The following is a 7,874-nucleotide window of genomic DNA, read 5'->3' as shown; positions in this document are numbered from 1 at the left end:
AGCGGCCTGCCCAGCGCCTGGCGGTGCTCACGCTGGTCTGGAAGCGGTCGGCGGCGCGTCGGAGCGGCCAGCCGTCATCGACCACGCAGCGGGCCAAGGCCAGGCGCCCGGCGGGTGTGAGGCGGGCATTGGCGTGGGTAGTGTGGGCCACGGAGGGCCTCCTGACCTTCTACAGGTGTTGATCTTCGACAATCCACACCTATGTCGGAGGCCCTCTCTTGCTGTCAAATCGCCGCCGGGCTGTACCTAACCTCTGTGATCAGTACACCTAGGACCGCGCTACGACCCGCCGGAAGCCCCCGCGGCCGGGGCTGCGGAAGGGGCCGGGCGGGCGGGGGTGGGCACGATGGCCGGTGCCGGAACGGCGGCCGTGACAGTGGCGGCCGCTAGTTTCGGCCGCATGGCCGAATCCTCCGAATACCTGTTCACCCACCCCTCCCCCGGTCGGGCCGGGGCGGAGACCGGCGGCGTCCCGGGCCTGCGCGTCATCCCCGGCTGGCTCGGCCCCGGCGCATGCACGGCCCTGCTGGAGTGCATCGACTCCGCGGAGTGGTCGACCGAGCTGCGCCGGCGCGTGCAGCACTACGGCCGCCGCTACGACTACGGCCGGCGCGGCGTGGCCGCCGACCCCGCCGCCCCGGCCGCCCCTCCGCTGCCCGGCCCGGTGCGGGCGCTGGCGACGCGCCTGATCGACGAGCGGGTCATGGACGCCGAAGCCGACCAGGCGATCGTCAACGAGTACCTGCCCGGCCAGGGGATCGGCCCGCACGTCGACTGCGTCCCCTGCTTCGGCCCGGTCGTCGCCTCCGTCTCGCTGGGGTCGGCGTGCGACATGGACTTCACCGATCCCGCGGGCGGTGCCAAGATCGCGGTCCGCCTCACGCCGGGCAGCCTGTGCGTCATGTCCGGTCCCGCCCGGTATGAGTGGCGGCACGGCATCGCCGCCCGCAAGAGCGACCCCGGTCAGGCGGGCCGCGTCCAGCGCGGCCGCCGGGTATCGGTGACCCTGCGGACCGTGGCCGGTGCGGTCGGCTGACGCGCCCCGCGCCGGGCGGCGCGCATGGGCCCGCCACCCCCGTGTCGGCCGGACGGGGGTTCCACCGCGTGCTGTGGGACGGCGGTGCCATGTCTCCGAGCATCCACTTTCCACATTCGCATCAACTTGCCAATTTGGAAAGTAGTTGCCACCATGGACAGCACCGAGACGAGAGCGAGGCACCCCCATGAACGCAGCGATGAACCGGGACCAGGCGCAGCAGGCCCTGGCGACAGCCGAGGCCGCGGGCGGCACCGCCGCGCGGGGCGGGCGGTGGTACGCCGGCTTCTCGGTCGCCTACGCCGCGATATCGGTCGGACTCACCCTCACGGTGGGCCTCGCCCCGAGTCTCTGGGTGATCGGCGGCGCCACCGCCGTCTCGCTGGCCGCCATCGGCGCGCTCACCGTCTACGCCCTGCGCAGGCCGGTCGCGCCGCGCCGGTACGCCGCACTGCACCTGTGCTCGATGGTCGCGTGGGGCGCGATCTACATGGTCGTGCTGATGGGGGGCACCGGCGGCTTCAAGGGCGACCTCGCCTGGTGGGTGCCCGGCGCGCTGCTCACCGCCGTTCCGCCGCTGGTGGCGGCGGCCGTCTCGGCGCGACGCCCCGCCGTCGCGGCGGCACGATGAGCCATCCCCGCTCGCGGCTCGACGGCGTGATCCACGCGCCGGTGCGGCTCTCCATCGTCGCCGCCCTGGCAGCGGTCGACAGCGCCGAGTTCAAGTTCGTGCGCGAGACCGTCGAGATCTCCGACTCCGCGCTGTCCAAGCAGGTCTCCACGCTGGAGGAGGCCGGGTACGTGCGCGTACGCAAGTCCTTCGCCGGCCGGCGCCCGCGCACCCACCTCTCCCTGACACCCGAAGGACGCGCCGCGTTCGACCGCCACGTCCGGGCACTGCACGACATCGCGTCGGGGGCCACGCTTCCCGACCCGGTACCCGACGGCGGCGAGGGCGCCGCTGGACCGGCGTGAGCGCGCCGTCCCGGGCCGGGACACCTGCCGGTGTCACGGCCCGAGGCTCCCCGGGGCCGCGCCTGTCTTCGGGCCGGAACCCCGTCGACGTCCCGCCCGCCCGCGCCGGTTACGCGGAGCCGGACCCGCCGCCGTGCGCGGGACCGTCGTCGTCCGGTGACCAGACGGCCAGCGCGCGCAGCGCCTTCTCGGCCGCCGACCCCGGCTCGGCGGCGTAGGCCACCAGCCACTGAGCGGCCTCGCCGGCCACCTTGAGCGTCTGGAAGTGCAGCGACACCTCCCCCACGACGTCGTTGCGGATGCGGATGGCGCCGCGGCTCCTCTCCCGCACGTTGTGGTCGTCCCACATCTCGCGGAACCGCTCGCTCGTCCGCGACATCTCCGCCACGAGACCGGAGAGCCGCGCGTCGCCGGGGTGCAGGGCCGCCTGCATCCGCAGGTGCGCGACGGTCTCGCTGGCCTTGCCCGCCCAGTCCGGGAAGATGGCCTCGGCGCGCGGGTCCTCGAAGGCGAGCCGCACCCAGTTGCGGCGCTCGGGAGGCAGGGCCCCGAAGTCGAGGATCAGCCGCGTGGCGAGGGGGTTCCAGGCGAGGATGTCGGTGCGGTGGTCCAAGACGTAGGCGGGGTTGGCCCGCATCGTGTCCAGCAGGAAGCGCAGGTGCGGAGTGACCGTCCGCCGCGACGGCCGGGCCCGGCGAACGGGCTTGGCCAGGCTGAACAGATAGCTGCGCTCGTCGTCGTCCAGCAGCAGCACCCGCGCCAGGGCCTCCAGCACCTCGTCGGACACGCCGCCGGTGCGGCCCTGCTCCAGCCGGACGTAGTAGTCGACGCTCACGCCGGCCAGGTGCGCCAGCTCCTCACGGCGAAGTCCCGGGACCCGCCGCCGGGTGCCGTAGGTCGGCAGCCCGACATCCCCGGGGCCGATCCGCGCGCGCCGCGACCGGAGGAAATCGCCCATTCCGCTGTGCATACCCCTCAGTATCATGCGCCCCGCCGACGCCGCGCCCCGCGAAAGCCGTGACCAGGCACAACGCGGAGTGGGGGGCGCTGGGCAGGGCTCGGCGGCGCGCGTGGCGTGGATCGGCCGGATGTCCTGGACAGTGCTCGGCGCTGCGCCTGGAACGCGTGCCTGGGGACATCGTCGGCGGGGTGACTGATTACGGCGCTGTCGGCGGGCGACCGAGCGGGCTCCCTGGGTGTGCAGCGGGGCGCGACCGCCGGGGCCCACGCGCGTACCCGGACGAGTCGGATCCTGGTACCACCGGACCTAGGACACGCCGCACCCTGGGTAGGAGACCGGGCTCGGAGCACAGTATCCGGCATGAACATCGCGGATATGCGGATCAGCAGGCTCGGGTTCGGGACGTGGGCGATCGGCGGCGACGGCTGGCACTCCACCTGGGGTACCACCGACGACGCCGACTCGGTCGCCGCGATCCGCCGCGCGGTCGGCAACGGCGTGAACTGGATCGACACCGCGGCGGTGTACGGACTCGGCCACGCCGAAGAGATCCTCGCCCGAGCATTGGCCGGGCTTCCCGCGAGCGAGCGCCCATACGTCTTCACCAAGGCGGGGCTGGTGTGGGACGAGGAGCACCCGTCGGCCCCGGCCCGGCGCATCATGCGGCCCGACAGCGTCCGCCGCGAAGTGGAGGCGTCCCTGCGCCGGCTCCGCGTCGAGACCATCGACCTGTACCAGGTGCACTGGCCCGACGACGGCGGGGCCGAGTCGCGCGCCACGACCGGCGTCCCGGCCGAGCGGGTGACGCCGATCGAGGAGTACTGGCAGGTGATGGCGGACCTCAAGGCCGAGGGCAAGGTGCGGGCCATCGGGCTGTCGAACCATGGCCCTGCGCTGCTGACGGCGGCCGAGGCGATCGCCCACGTCGACGCCGTCCAGCCGGCCTTTTCCGCCATCAACCGGTCCGCGGCCCCCGACATCGCGTGGGCGGCCGAGCACGGCACGGCCGTCATCGCCTACTCGCCCATGCAGTCCGGCCTGCTCGGCGGAACGTTCTCCCGCCAGCGGATCGCCACTCTGGCGGAGGACGACTGGCGCCGCGACAGCCCCGACTTCACGGACCACCTCGACCGCAACCTGGCGGTCGCAGAGGCGCTGCGCGACGTCGCCGAGCGGCACGGCACGACGGTCGCGTCGGCCGCGATCGCGTGGGCCCTGGCCTGGCCAGGAGTCACCGCCACCATCGTCGGCGCCCGCACCCCGGAACAGGTCGACGGCTGGTCGGACGCCGATCGGATCACCCTGTCCACTGAGGACATCGCCACGGTCACGACCGTCCTACAAACGACGGGAGCCGGAACGGGCCCGGTCACCCCGTGACTCCGTGACCGCGCCGCCCGACCGGCCACGCCGACCAACGGACCCACACGTCTCGGGCGGAAGGACGGCCTCCCGAGACCCCCGAAAGGGTGCACCCGGCTGCGGCCGGGTGCACCCTCATCGCCTCGATCCACTGGAGCAGCGAGGCCACACGGCTTCCCCGCGGGTGCGGGGCGGACCTCGCGTTCGTCAACAAGCACGCAACCGTGTTCGGGCCATCCCCGCGGGTGCGGGGCGGACACCGAGCATCTTCCCGAACCACCTGGTGAGATCGGGCCATCCCCGCGGGTGCGGGGCGGACACTAAATGACCTGGGGCTTTACGGCGGCCGAATACCGTTCGGAAATCGGCGTCGAGGTCCGATCCCTAGGCTAGCTGTAGGTGGGAATCCCCGCCTCCCGGGCTTGTCCTGAGTTCGGTGGGGACGTGTCGCGATCGTCCGCACGGCCCGCCGTTCGACGCCCCCAGACGCCTCGGAACAACCCTCTGGGCAGGGGCGACATCGCGGGGAAATCTTGAGGGTGTCATTCTGGAGCGCAGTCGGCCGTGGACGGTCGCTGGTAGGGAATTGAGGATTTCACGATGGCGCTCCTGACTCGGATCGCGGATGCCACTGGACGGTGGTTCGCCGCGCTGATTCTGATCGGTCTGGTGGCCGGGCTGGTTGTGCCCGATCAGGCCGCTCAGCTCTCGCCGTCGGTTCCGCTCCTGCTCGGCGTGATCATGTTCGGCATGGGGCTGTCGCTGCGCCCGGCCGACTTCGCGATCATCGTGACCCACCCGCGCGCCGTCCTGGTCGGTATCGCCGCCCAGTACACGATCATGCCGCTGCTCGGCTTCGGGGTGGCCTGGGCGCTGGACCTGCCGGCGCTGCTGACCGTCGGCATGATCCTGGTGGGCGCGGCGCCCGGCGGCACCGCGTCCAATGTGATCGTCTATCTCGCGCGCGGCGACGTGGCGCTGTCGGTGGCGATGACGTCGATCTCGACCCTCCTCGCCCCCGTACTCACCCCGCTGCTCGTGCTGTGGCTGGCCGGGTCGACCCTTCCGGTGGACGGCGCGGGGCTGGTCGTGTCGATCCTCCAGGTCGTGCTGGGCCCGGTGCTGGCCGGTCTACTCGTCCGCCTGGTCGCCACGCGCCTCGTGGAGCGGGTGCTGCCGCTCCTGCCCCTCGTCTCGGTCGGCGGGATCGTGCTGGTGGTGGCGGCCGTGGTGGGTGCCAACTCCGAATCGGTCCTGAGCACCGGGCCGATCGTCGCGCTCGCCGTCATCCTGCACAACGGGATGGGCCTGGCCCTGGGCTACGGCGCCGCCCGGCTCACCGGCCTGCCCGAGACCGCCCGGCGGGCGGTCAGTGTCGAGGTGGGAATGCAGAACTCCGGCTTGGCCGCCACGCTGGCCGCCGGGCACTTCGCCCCACTCGCCGCTCTCCCGGCCGCGCTGTTCTCCGTGTGGCACAACCTCTCGGGAGCGCTGCTCGCCACGTACTGGGCGCGGCGCACCCTCGCCGCCGAATCGGGCCCCGATGCCGGTGCGGATTCAGGCCCAGCGGCAGGAGACGGCCCGTCGACAGGGACGCCGTGACTCGGCCGGAGCCGGGGCACGGAGCCGCGTCCTTGCTACAAGGTGACCGCCGCGGTCAGCGGCGGTCACCCCACTCCCGTCAGCGTTGGGACGACCCCCGCGGTAAACGGCAGGCCGACCGCCCGTTCAGCGGCGGGCGTTCAGCGCGAGGACGCTGACCAGGTCGTAGGCGACGTGCGACGCCGCGGTCGACGTGATCTGGGCGTGGTCGTAGGCCGGGGCGACCTCGACCACGTCCGCGCCCACGATGCGGCAACCCGCCAGACCGCGCAGGATCTCCAGGAGTTCGCGGCTGGTCAGCCCGCCGGCCTCCGGGGTGCCTGTGCCCGGCGCGTGGGCGGGGTCGAGCACGTCGATGTCGACGGAGACGTAGAGCGGGCGGCCGCCGATCCGCTGCCGCAGGGCGTCGGTGATCTCGTCGACCCCCTTGCGCATGACGTCGGCGGAGGTGACGATGCCGAACCCGAAGCGGCGGTCGTCCTCCAGGTCCTTCTTGCCGTACAGCGGCCCGCGCGTGCCCACGTGCGCGATGGCCTCGGTGTCGAGGATGCCCTCCTCCACGGCCCGCCGGAACGGGGTGCCGTGGGTGTAGGGCTCGCCGAAGTAGGTGTCCCAGGTGTCGAGGTGGGCGTCGAAGTGCAGCATGGCGATCGGGCCGTGGCGGCGGTGCAGCGCGCGCAGCAGCGGCAGCGCGATGGTGTGGTCTCCGCCCAGTGTGACCAGGCGGGTCCCGGTCCCGGTGAGTTCGGTCGCCGCCGCGTCGATGGTCTCGACGGCGTCGCCGATCGAGTAGGGGTTGACCGCGATGTCGCCGGCGTCCACGACCTGGAGTTCGGCGAACGGGGAGACGTCGAGCGCCGGGTGGTAGGGGCGCAGCAGCCGGCTGGCCTCGCGGATGGCGGCGGGCCCGAACCGGGCGCCGGGACGGTAGGAGACCCCGCTGTCGAAGGGGACGCCGACGACCGCGATGTCGGCTCGATCGACCTGGTCCAGCCGCGGCAGCCGCGCGAAGGTGGCGGGGCCCGCGAAGCGCGGCACCCGGCTGGAGTCGGTGGGGCCGATCGGGGTGGTCATGTGCGGGGTCCTTAGGGTTGTAGGTGTCTGGAACTGAGGTTCCGGCGCCCAGAGGGGCCGGGTGTGGCTGATGTGCGGTTGCCCGGCTCCGCGCCGGCGTCGCGGTCACCGGTCCGGGCATGCCTGCTCCGGGGCTGCTGCGTGGCCAAGCGCAGCATATCCGGGCCGGTCAGGTGGGGTGATCATGCCTGGCCGGAACACTGACGGGCGCGCGTGGCGGCCCGGCGCCGGCATCGCCCGCCGATGAGGTGGCCGGAGTGTGGTGGGAGGCGACATCGCATCGACATTTCCCTCGGCACACCCGGAACGGGTGGCCGGAATCGTCTGCGTCGGCACGTACCTCTCCGGCACCCGACTGCGCGAGCTCGGCGGGTCGGCGCGGGCCCTGACCGACGGCGTCGCCACCCCCTCGGCCCGCGTGGGGTTCTACACGAGCGTGGGCCTGCCCGAGCGCATAGCGATGGAGGCCGCCACGTGGCCGCTGTACGCGCTCGCCGCGAACGCCGAGGCCCATGTGCACCACGACATCAGCGAGCCGCTACCCCGACATCGCCGTCCCGACCCTGATCGTGCACGGCCAAGGCGACGCGGCCCCCATCCAGCCGTGCGCCACAGCAGCCGAGGCACTCCTGCCCGGCGCCTACCACTTACCCCGGGCTGAGGCACCGAACAGGACCACGCACCTGTCCGACGAACACCTGGAACACTGCTCCGCCCGAGTACGCCGACGACGCATCCGCGACCCACCGCGGCTCCGGACAGCCCCGTCCGCACAACCACGTGAGACATCGTCTGCCACCACCGGCTGCGGGACGGTGGCAGATCCCGGCCTCGGGACGTACGACCCAGACGCCGGCTGCCCGG

The 7,874-nt window shown here is 72.9% G+C and carries 7 protein-coding genes and 1 pseudogene; 5 read left to right on the top strand and 3 right to left on the bottom strand.

Annotated elements, in window-relative coordinates:
- Positions 1 to 151, bottom strand: a pseudogene (locus tag ACFO4E_RS19170) (IS481 family transposase); the annotation flags it as partial.
- 249 nt (positions 152 to 400) lie between these two features.
- On the opposite strand from ACFO4E_RS19170, the gene ACFO4E_RS19165 reads away from it, so the two are divergent.
- The 3 genes from ACFO4E_RS19165 to ACFO4E_RS19155 all read left to right on the top strand — a co-directional run bounded on the left by ACFO4E_RS19165 (position 401) and on the right by ACFO4E_RS19155 (position 2,011).
- Positions 401 to 1,036: an alpha-ketoglutarate-dependent dioxygenase AlkB gene (locus ACFO4E_RS19165; protein ID WP_378576720.1), complete on the top strand. Its 636-nt coding sequence runs from the start codon at positions 401 to 403 to the stop codon at positions 1,034 to 1,036.
- A 187-nt stretch (positions 1,037 to 1,223) separates the two neighbouring features.
- Positions 1,224 to 1,667: a hypothetical protein gene (locus ACFO4E_RS19160; protein ID WP_378576718.1), complete on the top strand. Its 444-nt coding sequence runs from the start codon at positions 1,224 to 1,226 to the stop codon at positions 1,665 to 1,667.
- Positions 1,664 to 2,011 carry a winged helix-turn-helix domain-containing protein gene (locus tag ACFO4E_RS19155; RefSeq protein ID WP_378576717.1) on the top strand — a complete coding sequence of 116 codons (348 nt, stop codon included), beginning with the start codon at positions 1,664 to 1,666 and terminating at the stop codon, positions 2,009 to 2,011. The genes ACFO4E_RS19160 and ACFO4E_RS19155 overlap by 4 nt, the downstream gene beginning before the upstream one ends.
- Positions 2,012 to 2,120: 109 nt before the next feature.
- Here ACFO4E_RS19155 and ACFO4E_RS19150 read toward each other — a convergent pair whose 3' ends face one another.
- The gene (locus ACFO4E_RS19150) at positions 2,121 to 2,969 is read right to left on the bottom strand and encodes a helix-turn-helix transcriptional regulator (protein WP_378576715.1); all 849 of its coding nucleotides are present in this window, start codon (positions 2,967 to 2,969) and stop codon (positions 2,121 to 2,123) included.
- A 363-nt stretch (positions 2,970 to 3,332) separates the two neighbouring features.
- Between ACFO4E_RS19150 and ACFO4E_RS19145 the strand changes: the two genes are divergently transcribed.
- Together ACFO4E_RS19145 and ACFO4E_RS19140 are read left to right on the top strand one after the other, a co-directional pair.
- Complete coding sequence (locus ACFO4E_RS19145) at positions 3,333 to 4,352, top strand: aldo/keto reductase (protein ID WP_378576713.1); 1,020 nt, start codon at positions 3,333 to 3,335, stop codon at positions 4,350 to 4,352.
- A gap of 582 nt (positions 4,353 to 4,934) precedes the next feature.
- Entirely contained in the window at positions 4,935 to 5,936 is a 1,002-nt protein-coding gene (locus ACFO4E_RS19140; protein WP_378576711.1) for a bile acid:sodium symporter family protein, read from the top strand.
- A 126-nt stretch (positions 5,937 to 6,062) separates the two neighbouring features.
- Here ACFO4E_RS19140 and speB read toward each other — a convergent pair whose 3' ends face one another.
- A complete protein-coding gene (speB, locus tag ACFO4E_RS19135; RefSeq protein ID WP_378576709.1) occupies positions 6,063 to 7,010 on the bottom strand; it encodes an agmatinase in 948 nt (315 codons plus the stop codon).
- Positions 7,011 to 7,874: the final 864 nt, after the last annotated feature.

The sequence above is a fragment of the Nocardiopsis mangrovi genome (assembly GCF_042653925.1).
Lineage (GTDB): Bacteria > Actinomycetota > Actinomycetes > Streptosporangiales > Streptosporangiaceae > Nocardiopsis_B > Nocardiopsis_B mangrovi.
Note: the sequence above shows the minus strand (reverse complement) of the source record. Positions and strands in the feature narration are given on the sequence as shown.